Source organism: Enterobacter cloacae complex sp. P40C2, from assembly GCF_014930695.1.
In the GTDB taxonomy this organism is placed as follows: domain Bacteria; phylum Pseudomonadota; class Gammaproteobacteria; order Enterobacterales; family Enterobacteriaceae; genus Enterobacter; species Enterobacter pasteurii.
In genome coordinates, this window is record NZ_JADBRP010000002.1 from 335719 (window position 1) to 354915 (window position 19197).

At 55.0% G+C, this 19197-nt stretch carries 15 protein-coding genes and 1 tRNA gene; 4 read left to right on the forward strand and 12 right to left on the reverse strand.

Going from position 1 to position 19197, the window contains the following annotated elements:
• Positions 1 to 22: 22 nt before the first annotated feature.
• From IM304_RS06845 to IM304_RS06855, 3 genes are read right to left on the reverse strand one after another with little or no spacing between them, the layout of a single operon-like run.
• Positions 23 to 2095, reverse strand: coding sequence for a hypothetical protein (locus IM304_RS06845; protein ID WP_193354834.1), 2073 nt, complete (start codon positions 2093 to 2095; stop codon positions 23 to 25).
• 21 nt (positions 2096 to 2116) lie between these two features.
• Entirely contained in the window at positions 2117 to 4669 is a 2553-nt protein-coding gene (locus IM304_RS06850) for a hypothetical protein (RefSeq protein WP_193354835.1), read from the reverse strand.
• On the reverse strand, positions 4666 to 5901 hold the full coding sequence (locus tag IM304_RS06855) for a DNA cytosine methyltransferase (protein ID WP_193354836.1): 1236 nt from the start codon (positions 5899 to 5901) through the stop codon (positions 4666 to 4668). The genes IM304_RS06850 and IM304_RS06855 overlap by 4 nt, the downstream gene beginning before the upstream one ends.
• Positions 5902 to 6179: 278 nt before the next feature.
• Between IM304_RS06855 and IM304_RS06860 the strand changes: the two genes are divergently transcribed.
• Entirely contained in the window at positions 6180 to 7190 is a 1011-nt protein-coding gene (locus tag IM304_RS06860) for a DUF4917 family protein (RefSeq protein WP_193354837.1), read from the forward strand.
• A gap of 456 nt (positions 7191 to 7646) precedes the next feature.
• Here the strand turns inward: IM304_RS06860 and IM304_RS06865 are convergent.
• From IM304_RS06865 to rraB, 4 genes are all read right to left on the reverse strand, one after another.
• A tRNA-Leu gene (locus IM304_RS06865) sits at positions 7647 to 7731 on the reverse strand.
• A 106-nt stretch (positions 7732 to 7837) separates the two neighbouring features.
• Positions 7838 to 8560 carry a topoisomerase II gene (locus IM304_RS06870; protein WP_193354838.1) on the reverse strand — a complete coding sequence of 241 codons (723 nt, stop codon included), beginning with the start codon at positions 8558 to 8560 and terminating at the stop codon, positions 7838 to 7840.
• Positions 8561 to 8590: 30 nt separating this feature from the next.
• A complete protein-coding gene (gene miaE, locus IM304_RS06875; RefSeq protein WP_003862942.1) occupies positions 8591 to 9349 on the reverse strand; it encodes a tRNA isopentenyl-2-thiomethyl-A-37 hydroxylase MiaE in 759 nt (252 codons plus the stop codon).
• Between the two features lie 46 nt (positions 9350 to 9395).
• Entirely contained in the window at positions 9396 to 9821 is a 426-nt protein-coding gene (gene rraB / locus IM304_RS06880; protein ID WP_039261087.1) for a ribonuclease E inhibitor RraB, read from the reverse strand.
• A gap of 99 nt (positions 9822 to 9920) precedes the next feature.
• Between rraB and IM304_RS22240 the strand changes: the two genes are divergently transcribed.
• The 3 genes from IM304_RS22240 (at position 9921) to xynR (ending at position 11923) form a co-directional block, all read left to right on the forward strand.
• A complete protein-coding gene (locus tag IM304_RS22240) occupies positions 9921 to 10016 on the forward strand; it encodes a hypothetical protein (protein ID WP_213014347.1) in 96 nt (31 codons plus the stop codon).
• Positions 9986 to 10990 carry an ornithine carbamoyltransferase gene (argF, locus tag IM304_RS06885; protein ID WP_193354839.1) on the forward strand — a complete coding sequence of 335 codons (1005 nt, stop codon included), beginning with the start codon at positions 9986 to 9988 and terminating at the stop codon, positions 10988 to 10990. The genes IM304_RS22240 and argF overlap by 31 nt, the downstream gene beginning before the upstream one ends.
• Positions 10991 to 11164: 174 nt before the next feature.
• Positions 11165 to 11923, forward strand: coding sequence for a DNA-binding transcriptional repressor XynR (gene xynR / locus IM304_RS06890; protein ID WP_193354840.1), 759 nt, complete (start codon positions 11165 to 11167; stop codon positions 11921 to 11923).
• A 4-nt stretch (positions 11924 to 11927) separates the two neighbouring features.
• Here the strand turns inward: xynR and IM304_RS06895 are convergent, their stop codons facing one another.
• The 5 genes from IM304_RS06895 to IM304_RS06915 all read right to left on the reverse strand — a co-directional run bounded on the left by IM304_RS06895 (position 11928) and on the right by IM304_RS06915 (position 18745).
• Positions 11928 to 13538 (reverse strand): glycoside hydrolase family 43 protein, encoded by a 1611-nt coding sequence (locus IM304_RS06895; protein ID WP_193354841.1) that lies wholly within the window; start codon positions 13536 to 13538, stop codon positions 11928 to 11930.
• Between the two features lie 11 nt (positions 13539 to 13549).
• Positions 13550 to 14932 (reverse strand): MFS transporter, encoded by a 1383-nt coding sequence (locus IM304_RS06900; RefSeq protein ID WP_193354842.1) that lies wholly within the window; start codon positions 14930 to 14932, stop codon positions 13550 to 13552.
• A gap of 226 nt (positions 14933 to 15158) precedes the next feature.
• Complete coding sequence (yagF, locus tag IM304_RS06905) at positions 15159 to 17126, reverse strand: xylonate dehydratase YagF (RefSeq protein WP_193354843.1); 1968 nt, start codon at positions 17124 to 17126, stop codon at positions 15159 to 15161.
• Between the two features lie 14 nt (positions 17127 to 17140).
• Positions 17141 to 18049 carry a 2-keto-3-deoxygluconate aldolase gene (yagE, locus tag IM304_RS06910; RefSeq protein ID WP_193354844.1) on the reverse strand — a complete coding sequence of 303 codons (909 nt, stop codon included), beginning with the start codon at positions 18047 to 18049 and terminating at the stop codon, positions 17141 to 17143.
• Between the two features lie 243 nt (positions 18050 to 18292).
• Positions 18293 to 18745 (reverse strand): YhcH/YjgK/YiaL family protein, encoded by a 453-nt coding sequence (locus IM304_RS06915; RefSeq protein WP_176608849.1) that lies wholly within the window; start codon positions 18743 to 18745, stop codon positions 18293 to 18295.
• Positions 18746 to 19197: the final 452 nt, after the last annotated feature.

Genomic DNA, 19197 nt, shown 5'->3' on the forward strand with positions numbered 1-19197 from the left:
AATTTATTGAGCGTACATTTCGTTATTCTTTAATTTCGGCGTATAAATCTATTAAATTTTCCTGATACATCGATTTGTTTTGAGCATCAAGCAGCCCGACTTCATGCGCTGTTCTCATCGCCCGTAGTGTATATGCCAGATCCAAACGTCCAGCTGACATTTCATCCGCAATAGCGAGTCTGTCCGGGAGAGAGCCTTGCGATGCCGGGCCGGGATCCAGCTCGCTATGATTTTCTGAAGAAAGATGTAAAGGGGATAACGCAATCGCATTCCGAATGACAACATTTTCCATTCGCAGGCGAAGATGTTGTTCCTTCATTTTCTCCGTTTCTTCACAATCTTCGTTTTCAATCGTGCCGCAAATCAGAAAGCGTCGGGGGAAATCACCACCGTACAATTGTTCTTTCAGTGCTGGCAACCAGAAACGCGCAGCGGAACATTCGACACGCTCAATGACGGCGAGGATCGTTCTGGGATAAGAAGACTCACTCAACAATAAACCCTGGTAAAGCGGCGTCGCCAGATGATTTCCTGCACGAACCCAAAGATCCCCACAGGAAATCATCGTCGGATCGGCAACCAATCGGATGGAGCGGCCTGAAGAAATTAGCGATTCGGCAATAGCAAGGAAGTCTTGTGTTTCTGGGCCATATAGCAACGGACACTCACCAGCCAACATCAACGCAAGAAATTGCGTCATGAGTATCTTTCCATCGGGTGTCAGTAACTTGTTCTCTCTAACGCTATGACCGAATTCTTCACAGGATATTACTCTTGCTTGCGCTGGAAGGCGTACTTCGGGGATTGCTGAGTAAGCCATTCGACGAGCCTTCTCGGCAATGGCGATATCCATTTTTTCGAGTTCATTTTTTGCCTGAGCAGTACATTCTTTGACATCGGTTAAAGATGCCAAACATGATTTATGCTCGCTGATCAGGGTAGTGAGTATCTGATGCTGATTTGCGTTCTGAGCACATAACTCAGCGCAAGCGTCTTTCAAACGGCTAATTTCGTTTTCAAGATACTCTTTTTCCTGTTTGAGCGTTCGTTCTAAGTCCGCTTGCTTTTTTGCAAAATCAATCTGCAGTTTTTCTTCTTCGAGCTGTCGTAATTGTGCAATCTCCTCTTCAAGCTCGCATTTCCTTGTCTTCACAAAAACAGACATTTCCGTTTCAATAACTTCACGACGTCGCAGTCGTTCAGTAGAAAACTCTTTATCAAGCGATCTATACTGTTCGGCACGCAACGCGACTCGCTCTTCTTCCGCGATTTTTTGTATCTGATGCTCGAGAAGCTGGGCGATATACTGGTCCTTCAAGACGGCTTCTGTAAACTGACGAGTCAACGAATCCTCTTCTTCCAGTTTCTTAGCCAACTCTCCTGCCCGGAGCGTTTGAGCTGCAGCCAGAAGGTCATTGACTCCAGAAGTTAATTTTCCGTTTTGCTCATTTGTGTGCACCCGAAGCCATGAAGCAATTGCTGCTGTCGAATCAGCGCAGGAAAGTATTTGAATAACGTTTTCGATGTACTGCTTATCCGGCGTCCAGTCATGGATATAAGCAGGTGACGCATCGACATCAGGCATATAAAACAATTTTCCGCTTTCAGATATGCCAGATACGGAAATTACGACACCTCCATGAAAATCATATTCATATACGTTCTGGCTTTTAGACAGGATCAGACAACCTGATTTCGACTCAGCTAGATTTGCCAAAATCAGGCCATCCGCGCCAAAACGAATAGCCCATAATCCCGGCTCGCCATCTGTTGTTATACCATCGAAACTCAGTTGGCGACGCGTTTCCAATAGTGTCTGGCCAGAAGATAAATCATAATAAGGATAAATACGGCGGGCATGTTTCGCCTGTGCTCTGTTGCGAGTGCCAGGCCCAACATGAAAAGCGGCCCAATCTCCCTTACGAAGCGACAAAGCCACAGCCTCGTTAAACTCAACTTCTCCCGTGCGAGGAAACAGTTTCTTAGGGTTATCGATCGAACGCCAACCAACAGGCGTTTCCTGTGCAATAGCTTTAAGGTAAGACTGATAATTTCTGCGATCAAATTGACCAAGATACCAAGGGATTTTGCCCATATTTAATTTTCCTTATTATCCCTACGTCAGCTTTAGCTGACCATTTCGCCATATCAGACGCACTTTTCCCCCGGAATGGCGACTGGCGGAGATTATGCTGCTCAAATCACCCTCGCCGTTTGGAGAAAGGGAATAGAAACATCCCGGTAGCAGTGACTCTAACCAGAGGAAAGAGACATCATCAACAGGATATGCGTAGCCGGAGTCAAACGGACCTCCGTTTCTAAGCGTATAACGCCGTATTCCCGCAGCTAGTGCGTCGGGAAGGCCGCAATCATTGATAAGACATAGCAGATGATTTTTGGTGACGCGTTCAAAAATGGGTTCCCGATTTTTTGCGCCAGCGGCGATAATAGCTGCAGTTCTAGAAAGATAATGTGTTGTTTTTCTTCCGGAAACAACTCGATAGATATCATGATCCCGTCCGCCAGGGTGAATATGAAGTGACAGCGAAGCAGACTCTTTATCCTTGGAACCATGCTGCTGAAATCTTCCTGAACGCCAGTTCCAGATCGCCACTGACTCGTGTAATTCAGCGGAGCGTTCCGTTGTGACCAGTGAAAGAGGTAATGTATCGGGTGATGATGGGATTTCGATAAGCGGCCATCCTAGACGCTGGGATAACGAATCCGGATTAGCGAGTGCGGCCCCAAATACAGGGGGCGACCAGAGGCTTACGCCGCGACGACGGAAACTTTCTCCGCCCAGTCCGGCGACCGCTTTTTTAAAATCATCGATCAGACTGGCACAGACCGCACCTTCCACAACCACAAGAGAATTTTCTCCATTGCGAATATGAAGCAATGAAGGTTTAACCAGCGTCCATGCCCGACCTTTCCACCCAGAACGCAGGCGTGGCTCGATCAGACCTGCATTTTGTAAACAACGAATCAAATGCCATACGTTGATATTACCGTCCACATGTCTGAGAAGCGCAAATAACTCAGCTTCTTCCCAACCGCTGGCTCCGCTGGCGTAAATCACCTCCAAAAGATGATCGCAGCATTCTTCGCTATCTTCCCACTGAAATTTTTCTTCGAAATTAAACGCCGGCAACTTAAGTGAAGACGTCGACCAGTCACAAAACGGCTCAAACCGGTATCTTGCGCTTTCGCCTAAAGTCGGGTGCGGTACGGCACGAGTGAAAAAACGCGCGCGCCGGCGCCACGGCGGCGTTTTCTCACCTGTATCAAGGGTTGGCTCGATGAAAATTTCACCGTTAAGCGGTACAGAAGAAATCAAACGACCATCTATTACAGAAACGTTTGTCCTTGCATCAACATTCCCGGATGCATATATTCTGTAGCTTCGCGTATCTGACTCAACAAAAGGCAAAAATGCAGGTAATCCTAGCCATCCGCCAGGGACGCGTATTCCCCCATATAGCTGAGGGCGGATAACGTCGTCATCCTGAATACTCGAAGAGGAGCTTATTGAGCGGAATATATCCACCGCTGAAAATCTGTTCAGCGCCTGCGCCGTTAAAATCCACTCGTCTTCTGTAATATATCCATTAAGGCGCTTACTTATTTGTACAGAGTGTTTACTGGATAAAGCGATATGAAAACGTTGAGAATCTACGTCGGGGGACGATGTCGCTCTCCAGCGCCCGTGTCCGATTTCATAAAAAAAGAGTAAGCCTACCTGCGTTGCTTTCCCCAGATTTCCGCTGTTTGCGGCGTCGCGAGCGATAAGGGCTTCGGATAACGTAGAATGAAAAACCCTTTCGTCACTCTCGCCTGCGACGCTGAAATAGCACCGCGAACCGTCGAAGTCGAGGTACATATCAATGATAGTTTGGTGAGTCATTACACAGGACGATATCTGCACTGCTCGTTGGCGCAAGCGCCAGAAGGGCATATCGAACAGTGCGCGACGTCCCAATAACCACGCGTCTCTGAATTCAGTGAAAGCCTCCTTCAGCGCATGAGAAACACCCTGTCTTTGAATAAAAATTTGAAAGTACTCGATTAACTGGCGCGGGTTAGCGGCGGCTTGCGGATAGCTCTCAAGACATTCGCTCATCAGCCGCAGATCGGCTTTATTCGGGAATGCTAGTCGCAAGGTGTGACCGATCTGGACCCAGCCATCCCGTGGCGGCAAGATAAGACGCCTGTAGGGTTCGCCTTCCTGAATACGGTGCCTAAGCCATTCGGCCAATGCCTCCCACATCTTGTTAATGCCGGATAAGTTTTGAAAACTATGAGTGACCTGCAGCCAGTTCTGTAATTTCAGGCGAAAATCATTACGTTCGTCCTGCGCGTCGAATTGACTGCTGATAAGCAGCGTCATGATAAGATAAGTAAAATATCCGGGCGATCGACGAGTCGACTTTTCCATCATACCGCTTTCCAGGCGCTGCGGCAGATCCCGTATTTTCGACATACATTTTCGAAACGCTTCTTCAGCTTCATCCGCGCTAACCCCGCTTTCGGCGAATGCCGCCGCGAGCGTCGTCGGCGTAACTTCAAACCAGCGAATATCCTGCGCGTCGCCGTCAGCGCGGAACCGGAGAAAATAATCAATCAGTTTACTTTCCCAACCATCAGGCGTAACGGGCGGCGTCCAATTCATTCGCGAATATCCTCCGTCCGATGGGTACTAGTTCGGACAGCCATAGCCAGTGGCTCCAAAATACGCTCGGCCAGAAAACGGACGGAAGGAACGGCGAGGCCGTCACCGATCACTTTAAACGCCGATTGATAAGCCGCCGGAAGAATAAAATCATCCGGCAAACCCATCAACGCCCCCGCTTCTTTGACCGATAACAAACGCGTTTTCACCTGGTTGCCCTTAACAACAATAATACGCGGACGTGAAGCCCCGCCTTTTGGTGTTCTAAGACAACCAAGAACGGGCGAGAACGTAATTTCGGTCCGTTGCCTGTTGACACCTTTTTCTTTGCGCATGCGTAAATAAAGGCTGCCTACAATTGCCACGCCAGATGCCTGCGCCTTCGCCAGACGCGACAGATTCGCCGGTGCCATCATACCGATCAGCCGTTGTGTTTCATCGAAAGAATGCCAAAGCGCGTTATCATCCTCAAAATCAATTAAGTCATCTAATTCCTTCGTTCTTGCTCCTGGCATATTGCCTGGCGACCACCAGACCCAGTCATTGCGGTCATCCTTTATAAGCGCTTCGCAGGCTCGAATGAGCGAAGGAGAATGCCATTGCGGCAAAGGTTCTTCTGAAACCAAACATTCGGGAATGGAAACATGGCGACTAATCGCCACAAGAAATACGCGGGGCCTGGACTGTGGAAGAAAATGCTTCGCATCAATGATCATTGCGCCATATCGGTAGCCAGTTTTACTTAACTGATGACATATAGCAGCGAAATGGCTACCTTGATTCAGCGTTAGCAACCCAAGAACATTTTCAAGAACAAGAATCGGCGGCTTACGGTTTTCCTCGCTGAGCCTGCTTATTAAATCGAGGAACGGCCATACTGCGCCGGAACGCGTGGTCTCATCCGCGCTGGAATCTCTTTCGCCAATCCCCAGGCCATTGCCGGCCAGCGATAAATCCTGGCAGGGAAATGAGGCCCAGCTTAAATCGGCATGAAGTGGCAGTTCATCGGGGGCTACTTCGCGTACATCACGCATGTCGAAATGTTCGTCGCCCCAGTTGTCGATGTATGTCGATGCTTTTACCGGGTCCATATCGTTGGCAAACAGACATTGCCAATGTTTTCCCAGCCCAGCCCTGGCCATACCGCCCCCCGCAAAAAACTCATAGAAACTGAATCCCGCTTCGTGAAGTTCCGTTAAATGATTGTCTCTCGTGACGGCTTTAGTGCTCATGACCTGACCATAAAATAGTATTCCTTAATCGGGGCATCGATCATTTTCCTGAAAGGGATATTCTTATCTAGATAGTCTATAAAATCATGAAGATAATATCTATATGGATAAATGTGCTGGCTATGTAGCAAAGTATTGAACTGACTGAAAACAAAGACAATTCCCCCCTTCAGTTAGTGAGATTGTTGAAATGATGACGAAAAAATTCAAACAGTTAGACTTGCGCTGTAAAATGTTTGTTATTTAAAAAAAATTCACTATCGGAGAGGATAGCTAAAATGTCGTTTTCCATTCTTTCTTGGTCTGAGCTAGCACCACAATACGATGGGACTATTTTACTGGGCAACGGCGCAAGCATCGCCGTTAGTCCTCGTTTTGCATATGGATCTCTGTTTGAACATGTAACGCAAAGAGAGAGCCTAGAGGCAGATGTACGCAGACTTTTTGACTTTTTTAAAACTAAAGATTTCGAACTTATTCTGCGTATTGTTTGGCAGGCGTCTAACGTCAATAAATCTTTAGAAATTGAGGATGACCGCACCCATGAGGCCTACCTCCGAATCCGTGAATCCCTCATTGAGGCTGTAAGGGATGTGCATCCTGAGCATGATGAAATTAATGAACAACTGCCATATATTTACGAGTTTCTAAAAAAATTCAACACGGTTATTTCGCTTAACTATGACCTGATCGTCTACTGGGCAATGACATATGGCTTGGATATCAAAGATCATCATCGATTTAAGGACTGCTTTCTTGCCAGAGGTCTTTTTGAGCAGGATTGGCAGCGGTTAAGAGGAATGCTTGGAGATGAACAGTCTAATACGCTTGTTTTTTATCCGCATGGCAGTCTCATATTGTGTCGAAATCGCATTGAACAGGAGAGTAAAATTCATATCCAGAAGGCGGGTTTACTTGAGTCGATTCTGAAACGTTGGCAAAGCGAGGAAGTCGTTCCGCTGTTTGTGAGCGAAGGGACGCATGAACAAAAAGTAAACTCGATTCAAAGCAGTTTCTATCTATCAACGGTTTACCGGGAAGTTCTCGCAGAACAACGTGAGAATCTTGTGATTTTAGGCTGGGGAATGGGCGAGCATGATATACATCTGCTAAAACGAATGGCAGGAACGGGTATAAAGCGAGTCGCGGTATCTGTTTTCAGAAGAGACCAAGCATATTGCAATAGAGCTAATCAATTAATCAAAGATAATCTTGGGCAAAAAACTATGATAGAGTTTTTTGACACTGAAAGTCCGGGCTGCTGGAATCAGCTACCAGAAATTTTATGAGGGGCTCTAACGGTTAACAATGTGGGGACATAGTTCAGGCGGCGCGTTATTAGCGCTATGTTCTTTTAACTATTTAATTAGAATAAATTTCTCATTTTATCAATTGGATAGTTCAGTAATTCGTTATGAACGTCCCGACACTGGATGGGTAGTAATTTCACTTTTGCTTACACTGAGCTTTCGTTAAGCCAGTCCCCGTTAAGTTCAGAACCGCAGGCTCAATTGGACTGACCTCACCTTGGTAACAATCAGGGCCATGATGGCATTCCTTCCATATGCTGCTGTGAGTATATAAGCATTATCGAACCAGCATATATTCGGCTCTATACTCACAAGCTTGTTGATGTAGAGTAACTAAGATTGACGTCGGTTGACTGAAAAGCGGGGCGAAGCCTTGCGGACACTGGATTTTAGAAGCAAAAAAGCCGCCCTTAAGCGACTTTAATTTGCATCTTATGGTGCCGAAGGCCGGACTCGAACCGGCACGTATTTCTACGGTTGATTTTGAATCAACTGCGTCTACCGATTTCGCCACTTCGGCACTGAAGGGGATGCGGAAACGTTGTGGATTATACCTGTCGCGCGCCGCCATGCAAGCGACGACGCGCTAAACCTGCGCTAAGTGCCCAAAAAACCAGCGCCCTTCGTCACTCCAGCTCAGACACCGCCAGCCGAATCACCCTCGCCGCCTTCTGCTCCGGCAGCGCCAGCACCTTGGCCCACATCTCCTGCACCATATCGCAGGAGAGCTTCTCTTTGCCCGCCGCCTTCTCCGGTGTCTGCAGCAGCTGGATGTCCTCGCCGTACTTGTCGGCAAGTTGCTTCATAATCGGTCTCACATCCTCGACAGCCGCCTCGCGCTCGGCCGGAGTCACGGTGTGGCTGTTTTTGCCGTAGGCCGCGCGCATCATGTCGGCGTCGGCCTGCATGCGCCGCGCCATCAGGTCTTTATCCAGCATGCGCATCGGGTTGATGCCGCCCTTCACCATCGGGTAGAGGAAGCGGAAGCAGGCGTCGTCGCTCACCTTCTGGATGGCGGCGGTCTGCTCCATGTTGATGGTCATGTAGTTCACCACGTTGGCGTCCGGGGCGTTCTGCAGGCGCGACATCTGCAGATGCAGGATCTGCGGCTGGATGGTGTCGATAATCTGCTGCTCCGGCTCGCCCGCTTTTTGCAAGGCGGCCATCTGGTCGAGGATACGCTGATGCAGCGCGGGCTCCTGCTCCTTAATCACCTGCCAGGCGGGCATCGCGTTGAGGGCGTTGTCCATCTGCCGTTCCGGGGCTCGCTGCCTGTCGAAAAACACCCAGAAAGCCACGGCGGCAGCCGCAATGACGACAATCACAATACGGGTCCACGTTTTATTCATCTCGCATCCTTATCCTTGAGTTATGCCGGTTTACACCGGCACGCCGCTGTGGAAGCGAAACTCGTTGTCCGGTGTCGAGATAAGTGTGGCTTCAATTTCGCCAAAAAGCTTTATCCGCGGTGAGATATCGTCGTCGCTCACCTGCTGGGCCAGCGTCAGGTAGTCCTGATAATGGCGCGCTTCCGAGCGCAGCAGCGAGAGATAGAACTTCTGCAGGTCGTCGTCGAGGAACGGGGCCAGCGCGGCGAAGCGTTCGCAGGAGCGGGCTTCGATGTAGGCGCCGCAGATGAGCTTGTCGATCAGCGTCAGCGGTTCGTGGGTGCGCACTTCCTTCAGCATCCCTTTGGCGTAGCGGCTGGCGGTGATTTTGACGTACGGAATGTCGCGGGCCAGCATCGCCTCGCGCACCTGCCAAAAGTGGTGCAGCTCCTCTTTAATCAGCAGCACCATGCTGTCGATGAGCGCCTGGCCCCACGGGTCGTCGGTTTTGGGCATCACGCTTTTGCCAATCTGCCTGTGCAGGGCGATGAAGTCCGGCTCCGGGCCGTCGCGGAAGGTGAACTGTTCGTAGGGCTTGAGCCAGTCGAGCAGCGCGTCGGCACCGCTTTCGTCGGCGACGTATTTACGCACTAGCAGCAGAGCAGTCTGGGCGGCCTTGAGCTCGCACACCATGTGGTCGGTGAGCAGCAGCGGCAGGTTCGCCGGGTCGCGGGCTTTATCAATCCATGCTTGCGGGGTCGGGCACTGGAGGAAGTTGAGTACGGGGGCGAGTATCTGCGGGTAATCCATGGTTCTGCCTTGAAAAAGCGGTGGCGCGCGCCACCGCCTGAAACGCTTAGTGACGCACGCCGTCGTCGTCTTCGTCGACGAAATCTTCGTCGTCGCCTTCTTCGCCGTCTTCACCGTTCGGATCTTCGAAGTAGGTTCCCCAGCCGTCGTATTCCACTTCAAACTTCTCGGCCAGGTTCATCAGCTGTTCTACCTGCGCGTCGATCAGCTCCGCCTTCAGCGCGCCTTCGCTCAGGATGTCGCAGCAGATGACGGTATCGCCCTCTTCCACTTCCAGCTCTTCCGGCTCGGTTACTTCGTAGCCCAGCTTGAAGGCCTCTACCGCCAGTTTTTCCAGCGCGTCGAAATCATCCGCAGAGAAATGGTGCTCGATGGTGTACAGCGCGTCCGGATCGCTACCGTCTTCCAGCAGCTCTTCAATAATCAGACGCGTTTCTTCGCGTTGCTCTTCCAGGTGTTCCGGGTTTGCCATGGCTCAATCCTCTTTAAAGTGCGGCAGATACTTCTATTTTCACACACGGACGGGTTTGCCTCCACCTTTGTTGGAAAGATTTGTGAAACGGGGTTGCAAATGAATAATTACACATATAAAGTGAATTTTAATTCAATAAGTGGCGTTCGCCATGTGAGGATAAAATGTCTGATCTGTACAAGAAACACTTTCTGAAATTGCTCGACTTTACCCCTGCACAGTTCAATTCTCTGCTGACTCTTGCCGCACAGCTCAAAGCCGATAAGAAAAATGGCAAGGAAGTACAGAAGCTTACCGGTAAAAACATCGCGCTCATCTTCGAAAAAGACTCAACCCGTACACGATGCTCTTTCGAAGTTGCCGCATTTGACCAGGGCGCGCGCGTTACCTATTTAGGGCCGAGCGGCAGCCAGATTGGGCATAAAGAGTCAATTAAGGACACCGCGCGCGTGCTCGGGCGGATGTACGACGGCATTCAGTATCGCGGTCACGGCCAGGAAGTGGTTGAGACGCTGGCGCAGTACGCGGGCGTGCCGGTGTGGAACGGGCTGACCAACGAGTTCCACCCGACACAGCTGCTGGCGGACCTGCTGACCATGCAGGAGCACCTGCCGGGCAAGGCGTTTAACGAGATGACGCTGGTCTACGCGGGCGACGCGCGCAACAACATGGGCAACTCGATGCTGGAAGCGGCGGCGCTGACCGGGCTGGATCTGCGTCTGGTGGCTCCGAAGGCCTGCTGGCCGGAAGAGAGCCTTGTGGCGGAGTGCAGCGCGCTGGCCCAGAAGCACGGCGGCAAAATCACCCTGACGGAAGACGTGGCGGCGGGCGTGAAGGGCGCGGACTTTATCTATACCGACGTGTGGGTGTCGATGGGCGAAGCCAAAGAGAAGTGGGCGGAGCGTATCGCGCTGCTGCGCGGGTATCAGGTGAACGCGCAGATGATGGCGCTCACCGGCAACCCGGACGTGAAGTTCCTGCACTGTCTGCCCGCGTTCCATGACGACCAGACTACCCTCGGCAAGCAGATGGCGAAAGAGTTCGATCTGCACGGCGGGATGGAAGTGACGGACGAGGTGTTTGAGTCGGCGGCGAGCATCGTGTTTGACCAGGCGGAAAACCGGATGCATACGATTAAGGCGGTGATGGTGGCGACGCTTGGGGAGTGATTGGGTCCTCTGCGCGCTGGTGCCCTCACCCCGGCCCTCTCCCACAGGGAGAGGGGGAAAACACTAAAAAACGACAACCTTGTTGTCGTTTTTGCTTTTACCTCCATTTCATTGATTTTTCACCCTGAAAAAGGTACGTTTTCGCCTTAATTCCAGCGTGGACATACCAGCATTATGCCGATTATTCAGTCTGTTGAACGTGCGTTGCAGATCCTCGACCTGTTCAACGAGCAGGCCACCGAGCTTAAGATCACCGACATCAGCAAACTGATGGGGCTGAGCAAGAGTACCCTCCACTCGCTGCTGAAAACCCTGCAGCTTCATGGCTATATCGATCAGAACCCGGAGAACGGCAAGTATCGCCTCGGCATGAAGCTGGTCGAGCGCGGTCATTTTGTCGTGGGCTCCATCGATATTCGGCAGAAGGCGAAAGGCTGGCTGACGGAGCTGTCCCAGCGGACCGGGCAGACCACCCATCTGGGGATCCTGGACGGGCGTGAAGGGGTTTATATCGAGAAGATCGAAGGCAAGCTGGCCGCCATCGCCTATTCGCGCATTGGCCGCCGCCTGCCGGTTCACGCCACCGCCATCGGCAAGGTGTTAATTGCCTGGCTGGGCGAGGCCGAGCTGAACGCCCTGCTGGAGGGCTATCAGTACACTACCTTTACGCCCGCCACCCTCGCCTCTCGCGAAGCCTTACTGAGCGCCCTGGCGCAGACCCGCGAGCAGGGTTTTGCCCTGGACCGCGAAGAGAACGAGCAGGGCGTGCGCTGCGTGGCGGTGCCGGTGTGGAACCACGAGTCCCGCGTGATTGCCGCCCTGAGCCTGTCGACGCTGACCTCCCGCGTGGACGATGCAGAGCTGGCTAATTTCCGCGAGCAGCTTCAGCAGGCCGGGCTCCAGCTCTCACGCGCGCTGGGCTACCCGGCCTGAGCCGTCAGGCCGGCTCGTAGGTGAAGTAGTCGAAGTCCGCGTGACAGCCGTCGCCGCTGATGTCCTCGCAGTGCAGCCCCACAAACGCGCCGGTGAAGAAGCCGCGCCCACCGATGTAGTCGTCCGACAGCTTCCACGCCTCATACGTTACCGGCACGGCGTGCCACGTCTCGCCGTCGAACGAGTAGCTGTAGCGGTAGGCCAGCGTATCCACATCCACCCGCAGCCAGACGCTCTCCGCACTCTCCGGCACCGGAATGGGCTGCTCGTGCAGCGGCCACGACGGCACGTTGTGGTCGAGCTGAATCACCTTAATCGTTCTCCCCTGCCCCTCCTCGTAGTCCACAAAGCAGTAGCTCCAGTTTTTGCTGTTGTAGTAGCAGGTCAGCCCCGCGCTTTGCTGGAAGTGGACCGGCGAGAACTGCATCCGCGTTTCTGAGCGGAAGGCGAAGTGCTGCCAGCGGCGCGCCACGGTCGACTGGGTAAAGGTCGAGTTGAGCGAGTCGTTGCCGTAGAGCCGTAAGTAGCCCGGCCGCGCGGTGAGCGAGCCGAGGGTGTCGTCGAACGGAATGCGCAGGGTCTGCAGCTCCGGGTCAAGCGAACTGGCGTCGAAATCGTCCCGCCAGATGCCCGGAACGGCAGCAGGCTGCTCCGCCACCTGCGGGCCTTTTACGGCCAGCTGCGCGTGCTTGCCGCCTTCCACGTACGGCCAGCCGTCGCGCCACTCAATGCGGGCGATGCCGGTCTCGCGCCCCAGCGGGCAGTAGCCGCGTCCGCCGGAGGCCAGCAGCGGCACGCCGGGCAGGCGCAGCGGGCGGCTGGTGAGGTAGGCCATGTACCATTCCCCGGTGTGGGTCTGCAGCAGCGAGCCGTGGCCGCTCTTCTGCAGCGGGTTCTCCGGCAGGTGCCAGCTGGTCATCATCGTCACCTCCGGGTGCAGCTCGTACGGCCCGTCGATGGTTTTTGAACGCAGCACCACGACGGCGTGCTCGTAGCTGGTGCCGCCCTCGGCGACCATCAGGTAGTACCATCCCGCGTGGCGGTACAGGTGCGCGCCTTCGGTGTAGCAGAGCGGCGTGCCGGTAAACAAGGTTTTGCGCTCGGGCGAGAGGGTGCCGGTCTGCGGGTCAAACTCCTGCAACACGATGGTGTTGTGCGGGTTGCTGTGGTGGCGCGGCCCCCACGGGCGGTAGAGGTAGTACTTACGGCCATCGTCGTCGTGGAACAGAGACGGGTCAAACCCGCCGTTGCCCATCGGGATTGGCTCGCTCCACGGCCCCTCAATGGAGGGCGCGGTAACGAGAAAGTTGCGGCCGTTTTTCCACGGCGAGTCGACAATCTTCACGTCGGTGTAGAGCAGCCAGAATCTGCCGTCGGCGTAGCTCAGGCACGGCGCCCAGATGCCGCCGGAGTCCGGGTTGCCCTTCATGTCCAGCATCGACACGCGGTCCAGCGGGGTGCTGACCAGCGACCAGTTTTTCAGGTCGCGGGAGTGATAGATGCGCACGCCGGGGAACCACTCGAAGGTCGAGGTGGCGATGTAGTAGTCCTCGCCCTGGCGGCAGAGGGACGGGTCCGGGTTGAAGCCGGTGAGTATCGGGTTAGTGATTTCCATATTGCCTCCGGTTAATGGGATGCGGCTGTCGCAGCGTCGGGAACGGCCTCGCCCTGCGCCGCGCGGTGCCTGATCAGCTGCTGGCTGATGGCCTCCACGCGGGCATCGGTGAGCTTATAGAACGACAGCATGATGAACATGCCCGCGTAGAGCACCACCGGCACCACGCAGAACAGAATTTTGATGGTGGTGAGCACCTCGACCGGCTGCACGCTGCTGCTGGCGGAGTAGTTGACGTACGCGAGGATCCAGCCCACCACCGCCCCGCCAATCGCCAGGCCAATCTTCAGGCTGAACAGGTAGGTGGAGAACACCAGCCCGTCGAGGCGGCGCCCACTGCGGCTCTCCTCGTAGTCCACCACGTCAGAGGCCATCAGCCACTGCAGCGGCGTGGTGGTGTTAAAGACAAACAGGAACAGGATGTTGAGGGCGAAAATCAGCGCGATGTGCTCCGCCGGGGTGACGAAAATAAGCAGGCTGATCAGCGAGTAGGCGACGATGATCCACTTGAAGGCGGTAACGCGGTCGAAGCGCCCCAGCAGACGGGAGGAGCAGAGCGAGCCGAACATGGTGGCGAGGCTACCGTAGAGTAAGAACTGGGTCGCCATCTCCGGGTGATCCATCACGTATTTCACGAAGTAGAGCGTGGCCCCGCCGCGCACCACGTTGGAGCAGGTCGCCATCATCTTGAACGCGCACATGATCCGCCACTGGCCGTTGCCCAGCAGCAGCTTAAGGTCTTTCGCCACCGACGAGCCCGGCTGCACCTCAAAGGTGTAGCGTTCTTTGGTGGTAAAGAAGCAGACGTAGAGCAGCACCACGCCGCTCAGCCCCAGCACGCACATGGCGCCGAAATAGCCCACCTGCTCGTTCCCTTTGCCGATGATGCTCACCAGCGGCAGCGCGATGCCGCTGATGGCGAGCGAGCCCGCCGCCGCCAGGAAGAAGCGCCAGGACTGCAGGGCGTGACGCTCTTTCGGGTCGGCGGTAATGACGCCCGGCATGGCGCAGTACGGGACGTTAACGAAGGTGTAGACCAGGGTCAGGAGAATGTAGGTCACGCAGGCGTAGATGATTTTGCCCTGCGCGGAGAAGTCCGGCGTGTAGAAGGTCAGCACGCAGACGATGCCGAACGGGATGGCGCCCCACAGCAGGAACGGGCGGAACTGGCCGTGCCGCGTGCGGGTGCGGTCCACCAGCAGCCCCATCAGCGGGTCGGTCACGGCGTCAAGCACGCGGGAGACCAAAAACAGCGTGCCCATAATGCCCGCCGACAGGCCAAACACGTCGGTATAAAAGTAGGCCAGCAGGAACATCGTGGCCTGCCAGACGAAGCCGCAGGCGGTGTCACCCAGCCCGTAGCCAATTTTGTCCTTCATGGTTAATTGCGTCATCAGAATTACACCCTTATGTAGTGTGCTGAATTACAACATCGTGTAGGAGGAGTGTAATGAGCTGTTCAATTAACCAGCAATGGTCATATCTTATTTATGAATTACGTTATTTTGCTTTTGTGACGCCAACGATATATCGCAAATTATTGTTTATATTGGAAAATAACAGAAACAAAAAAGCCGCCCGCGGAATATTTTCCGCAGACGGGTTTATCTCAAAAAATAATTAAATGCCGAGCGCTTTTTTACCGGCGTTAATTACCTCAATGATTTTGTCGGTGTCATAAATACAGCCTTTCCAGGTGCCGCCGCTCACCGACTGCAGCGCCGCCCACAGGCGGGTATCGTCCGGCAAAAAATCGTGAGCGTGCAGGTCCGGGTGCGTCTGCCGCACTGCCAGCTCGCGCGCGCCCTCTTCCGGCGTCAGCGGGTTTTCCGCGGTACCGATAAAGTTGACGCAGCCCGTTAACGTCAGGCGATCCACGGCAATCTCAATGATGTCGTTATCGCGCAGCTTGCCAATCGGCCCGCCCGCCAGCGCCTCCGGGGAGACGTGGCCGAAGCAGGCGCCCGTCGACACGCCCGAGAAGCGCGCATCGGTGATTAACGACACCGTCTTGCCCCACGAGATATGCTTCAGCGCCGAGGTGAGCTGGTAGGTCTCTTCCATGCCGGTGCCGGACGGCCCGCCGCCGATCACCACCATGATATCGCCCTGCTTAATCTCTTCCCGCTTGATGGCCTTGATCGCCTGCGCTTCCGAGACAAACACCCGCACCCGGCCGGTGTGGCGGTAAACGCCATCTTCGCCCACCACCGACGGGTCGATCGCCGTGGCCTTGATCACCGATCCTTCCGGCGCGATGTTGCCCGTCGGGAAGCAGACCGTCGAGGTCAGCCCTCTCGCTTTTGCCTTCTCGGGCGGGAGGATCACGTCGTCCGGATCCACGCCGTCCTGCTCGTGCAGGCACTGGCGGAAGCGCGCCCGGCGCTCGGATGCCTGCCACCAGTCGAGGTTCTCGCCGACCGTCTGGCCGGTGACGGTCATTGCATCAAGATGCAGCAGGCCGAGATCGCGCAGGTGGAGCATCACCTCCGGCACGCCGCCCGCGAGGAACGCGCGCACGGTCGGATGATAGTCCGGGCCGTTGGGCAGCACGCTCACCAGGCGCGGCACCCTGCGGTTGACGCGCGTCCAGTGCTCAACGTCCGGAATAGTGCAGCCCGCCGCGTGGGCGATGGCCGGGATGTGCAGCAGTAGATTGGTGGAGCCGCCGAACGCCGCGTGGATCGCCATCGCGTTTTCGATGGCTTTGTCGGTGAGGATATCGCGCGTGGCGATGCCGCGGTTATCCAGCTCGCTCACCGCCCGCGCCGACTGGCGGGCGATCTCCAGCCACACCGCCTGCCCGGACGGCGCCAGCGCGGAGTGCGGCAGCGCCAGGCCCAGCGCCTCCGCCACCACCTGCGAGGTGCCCGCCGTGCCGAGGAACTGACATCCGCCGCCCGGCGACGCGCAGGCGCGACAGCCCAGCTCGGCGGCCTCCTGCAGGGAGAGTTCGTGGTTGGCGAAGCGCGCGCCGATGGTCTGCACCTTGCCCGCGTCTTCCCCCACGGTCGGCGGCAGCGTCGCCCCGCCCGGCACCAGAATGGTCGGCAGATCGTGCATCGCGGCCAGGGCAATCATGGTGGCGGGCAGTCCTTTATCGCAGGTCGCCACGCCGATCACCGCCCGGCGCGTCGGCAGGGAGCGGATCAGGCGGCGAAACACGATCGCCGCGTCGTTGCGGTACGGCAGGGAATCAAACATGCCGTGCGTGCCCTGCGAGCGACCGTCGCACGGATCGCTGACAAAAGCCGCAAACGGGATCCCGCCGTTGCGCGTGATCTCCTTCGCCGCCGCCTGCATCTGCATGCCGATCTCCCAGTGCCCGGTGTGGTAGCCCAGCGCAACCGGGCGTCCGTCTCCGGCGCGGATGCCGCCCTGGGTGCCGATAATCAGCACCTCTTTGCCGGTCAGCTTGTTGGCGTCCCAGCCCATCCCGGCGTTCTGGGTCATGCCGAACAGGTTGCCGCTGGGGGATTCCATCAGCATCTGCGGGGTCAGCGGCAGCGCGCCCTGCGGCCCCGCCGCGTGGGTGATCACCGCATAAAACGCATCGTCCTGCGGGGTGTAAATGTTCTCGATGGTCATGGTTATCGTCCGGCTCAGCAGAGCTTGAGCTGTTGCAGCAGGGTTTTCAGCTGCGCCTTACGCGGCTCGTCCAGCGCGGAGGCGGGCGGCAGCACGTGGGTAGAAACCGGGCGGCCGCAAAGCACTATCGCCTCTTTAATGACGTTCACAAACGGCGTATCCAGCTGATACATCTGCGGTATTTGCAGTAAGGTCTGATGATACTCAGCCGCTTTCGCCACGTCTTTATCCCGCCAGGCTTTCAGAAGATTCACCGACACCTGCGGGGCAAAGTTGCCGCTGGCCGAAATCGCCCCGTCGCCGCCGAGCAGCAGGGTATTAAACAGATGATCGTCGTAGCCGCACAGCACGGTGAAGTGCGGATGGGCGGCTTTGACGGTGTGGATCATGCTGCGCAGGTGGGCGACGGAGTCGATGGTGTCTTTGATGCCGATAATGTTGCTGCGCGAGTCGGCGAGGGCTTTCACCAGCGCCGGGGTCAGATCCTGCCCGGTCAGCGCCGGGAAGTTATAGAGCATCACCGGCAGCGTGACGCTGTCGGCCACCTGCTCGAAGTAGCGGATCAGGTTCGCTTCAGACACCTTCCAGTAGTAGGGGTTGATCACCACGATACCGTCCGCCCCCGCCTGCTGGGCGTGCTGGCTCAGCGCAATGGTTTCCCGGGCGTTGGTGCCGCCGGTGCCGATCAGCACCGGCACCCGACGATCGACGTGTTCAATAGCAAAGCGGGCAATGGTTTTGCGCTCTTCGGCGCTGAGCTGGGAGAACTCGCCGCCGCTGCCCAGGAAGAACAGGCCGTCCACGCCTGCGGCGATCAGATCGTCGATCAGCGCGGCGGTGCCCTGCTTATCGAGCTGGCCGTCGGCGGTAAAGATGGTGGAGACAGGGGGAATGATTCCCGTGAACAACGCGGACTGCGGCATGAGATCTCCTTGCTGAATCATTTTGTTCTACATTATAGAACAGCGTTCATTAATTTAACGATCATACTATGACGCAGAAAAAGCGCAGGTAAATGAGAGATGAGGAGGGAGTGCGGGAAGTTTAAGCTGGATCACATATTAGAGGGTGCGGTCTGTTGCCCTCACCCCGGCCCTCTCCCACGGGGAGAGGGTGTAAAAGTCCCCTCTCCCCTTTGGGGAGAGGGTTAGGGTGAGGGGTAAGGGTTACTCCACCAGCATCTTAACAACCACTTTCCTGACCTTAGCAGGCGCCCCCACCGCGCACAGCGGCTTATGCACCTCGCCCGGCCAGAACACCACGAAATCCCCTTCGCTCAGCACCACGGTTTTCTCCTGCTCGCCTTCCGGCAGGAACGCGATGTCTTTGTCCGCCAGCCAGTCGGTGTCCGGGGTGCCGTGCGGCAACGTACTGAACGTCATCCCTTCCTGACCTTTGAGCACAATCTGAATGTCCAGATAGCGCGCGTGGTACTCCGCGCGGCGCTCGGCAAACGGCTGGGTCATGTCTTCCGATACCAGATAAAACAGGCTGTTGCCGCTGATGTCGTGCTTGCCGATCGGCGTGGCGTCGGTGACGTGTGCCTTAACGTGCTCAATGGCCTGACGCAGCTCGACCGGCAGCCAGGACTGAAGATGATGAATGTTGCCAATAATCATGGTTGAATCCTCAAAGTAAAACATCGTTTCATTTTCATCTTTTATACGAGGATTGTCTCGTTCACACCAGCCCTTTTTAGGCAAGTTTTGCGCGAGCGCATGTTTATCGGTAAATGTGTTAATCCTATGTTAATTACACACCGGCATTTATGCAGCGGTTATGCATAACCTCATTCGGTGCGTTTTACGTGCCCGGCATAATCAGCTGAAATACAACGTTAATTCACAAAACCTGCTGCCGCATCACACTTTATCACTTCGATTATTTTCTTTATAACTCCATATTTATTTATTGATTTTTCTTAAGTCAAAAATAGTTAACCGGCATTTCTGCATAACCATTCTTTATCCATGATTTTATCGTTTAAAATCAAATGCATGACTAAGCATTTCAAAGTATTTAATTCTACAAAATAATAACAACCTAAAATAATGCCAGCGGATCCTGCTTA

What these genes read in the sequence shown, in the direction of transcription:
- yagE (WP_193354844.1), bottom strand. Translation starts at nt 18,049, where the DNA reads ATGCCGCAGTCCGCGTTGTTCACGGGAATCATTCCCCCTGTCTCCACC.
- IM304_RS06870 (WP_193354838.1), bottom strand. Translation starts at nt 8,560, where the DNA reads ATGAATAAAACGTGGACCCGTATTGTGATTGTCGTCATTGCGGCTGCC.
- IM304_RS06845 (WP_193354834.1), bottom strand. Translation starts at nt 2,095, where the DNA reads ATGGGCAAAATCCCTTGGTATCTTGGTCAATTTGATCGCAGAAATTAT.
- IM304_RS06895 (WP_193354841.1), bottom strand. Translation starts at nt 13,538, where the DNA reads ATGGAAATCACTAACCCGATACTCACCGGCTTCAACCCGGACCCGTCC.
- xynR (WP_193354840.1), top strand. Translation starts at nt 11,165, where the DNA reads ATGCCGATTATTCAGTCTGTTGAACGTGCGTTGCAGATCCTCGACCTG.
- IM304_RS06860 (WP_193354837.1), top strand. Translation starts at nt 6,180, where the DNA reads ATGTCGTTTTCCATTCTTTCTTGGTCTGAGCTAGCACCACAATACGAT.
- miaE (WP_003862942.1), bottom strand. Translation starts at nt 9,349, where the DNA reads ATGGATTACCCGCAGATACTCGCCCCCGTACTCAACTTCCTCCAGTGC.
- rraB (WP_039261087.1), bottom strand. Translation starts at nt 9,821, where the DNA reads ATGGCAAACCCGGAACACCTGGAAGAGCAACGCGAAGAAACGCGTCTG.
- argF (WP_193354839.1), top strand. Translation starts at nt 9,986, where the DNA reads ATGTCTGATCTGTACAAGAAACACTTTCTGAAATTGCTCGACTTTACC.
- IM304_RS06915 (WP_176608849.1), bottom strand. Translation starts at nt 18,745, where the DNA reads ATGATTATTGGCAACATTCATCATCTTCAGTCCTGGCTGCCGGTCGAG.
- yagF (WP_193354843.1), bottom strand. Translation starts at nt 17,126, where the DNA reads ATGACCATCGAGAACATTTACACCCCGCAGGACGATGCGTTTTATGCG.
- IM304_RS22240 (WP_213014347.1), top strand. Translation starts at nt 9,921, where the DNA reads ATGAATAATTACACATATAAAGTGAATTTTAATTCAATAAGTGGCGTT.
- IM304_RS06900 (WP_193354842.1), bottom strand. Translation starts at nt 14,932, where the DNA reads ATGACGCAATTAACCATGAAGGACAAAATTGGCTACGGGCTGGGTGAC.
- IM304_RS06850 (WP_193354835.1), bottom strand. Translation starts at nt 4,669, where the DNA reads ATGAATTGGACGCCGCCCGTTACGCCTGATGGTTGGGAAAGTAAACTG.
- IM304_RS06855 (WP_193354836.1), bottom strand. Translation starts at nt 5,901, where the DNA reads ATGAGCACTAAAGCCGTCACGAGAGACAATCATTTAACGGAACTTCAC.